The organism is Dietzia sp. SYD-A1 (assembly GCF_015356725.1).
In the GTDB taxonomy this organism is placed as follows: domain Bacteria; phylum Actinomycetota; class Actinomycetes; order Mycobacteriales; family Mycobacteriaceae; genus Dietzia.
On record NZ_JADDKI010000263.1, the window covers coordinates 1 to 1,328 of the forward strand.

2 protein-coding genes are annotated in these 1,328 nt (G+C 73.8%); both read left to right on the forward strand.

What is annotated here, in order from left to right:
* Nucleotides 1-584 (forward strand): resuscitation-promoting factor (locus IY392_RS11315; RefSeq protein WP_194861273.1); only part of this gene is annotated, 584 nt, incomplete at its 5' end.
* Nucleotides 581-1,328 (forward strand): 16S rRNA (adenine(1518)-N(6)/adenine(1519)-N(6))-dimethyltransferase RsmA (rsmA, locus tag IY392_RS11320; protein ID WP_194861274.1); only part of this gene is annotated, 748 nt, incomplete at its 3' end. The genes IY392_RS11315 and rsmA, both read left to right, overlap by 4 nt.

A 1,328-nucleotide genomic window follows, 5' to 3' on the forward strand; every position in this document is an offset into this window, starting at 1 on the left:
CCCTCGGACCGCTCGACACGGTCGAGCCCCCCGCCGACGCGCCCGCCACCCCCGGCACCGAGGTCATCGTCACCCGCGTGACCACCGCCGAGGAGACCGTGGTCGAGCCGTTCGAGGTCCCCGAGCAGGCCACAGACGATCCCGAGGCGACCGAGGGCGAGCGGACGGTCGTCGAACCCGGAGCCCCCGGTGAGCGGGAGGTCCGCTACACCGTCACCCGGGTCAACGGAGTGGAGACCGAGCGCGCCCGCGGCGCGGAGACGGTCCTCACCGAGCCCCGCGCCGCGGTCGTCCGGGTGGGCACCAAGCCCCGCCCCTCGGCTCCCGCGGTCTCGAACGGCGGGGTGTGGGACGCGATCGCCCAGTGTGAGTCGAACGGCAACTGGAGCATCAACACCGGCAACGGCTACTCCGGAGGCCTGCAGTTCGCCCCCAGCACGTGGACCGGCCACGGTGGCGGCCAGTACGCCCCCAGCGCGCACCTGGCCACCCGGGAGCAGCAGATCGCGATCGCCGAGAAGGTCCGGGCGTCGCAGGGTTGGGGCGCCTGGCCCGCCTGCACCTCGAAGCTGGGCCTGCGCTGACCGGTCCGGACGCGACCTTCCGGGGACAGGCCGATCTCCTCGGCCCCCACGAGGTGCGCGCGCTCGCCGAGGAGTTGGACCTCAAGCCCACCAAGTCCAAGGGGCAGAACTTCGTCCACGACGCCAACACGGTCCGCAGGATCGTCACGGTCTCCGGGGTGGGGCGCGACGACACCGTCGTCGAGGTGGGCCCCGGGCTCGGTTCGCTGACGCTCCCGCTGCTCGACGCCGCGGGCCGCGTGGTGGCGATCGAGATCGACCCCCTCCTGGCCGGGCGGCTGCCCACCACCGTCGCCGAGCGCGCCCCGGAACTCGCGGGGAACCTCACCGTCGTGACGGCCGACGCGCTCGCCGTGCGCGGCACCGATCTCGGTGAACCCGGGCCGACCGCCCTCGTGGCCAACCTGCCCTACAACGTGTCCGTCCCCGTGCTGCTGCACCTGCTGGCCGAGGTGCCGACGCTGCGCACCGCACTGGTGATGGTGCAGCTCGAGGTGGCCGACCGGCTGGCCGCCGCCCCCGGGTCCCGCGTCTACGGCGTCCCGAGCGTCAAGTCCGGGTTCTTCGGCACCGTCAGGCGCGTCGGGACCGTCGGACGCAACGTGTTCTGGCCGGTACCCAACGTCGAGTCGGGGCTGGTGCGGATCGACGCGTACGAGAACCCGCCGTGGGACCTGGGGGAGGCGCACCGCACGCGGGTGTTCGCGGTGGCCGACGCGGCCTTCGCGCAACGGCGCAAGACCC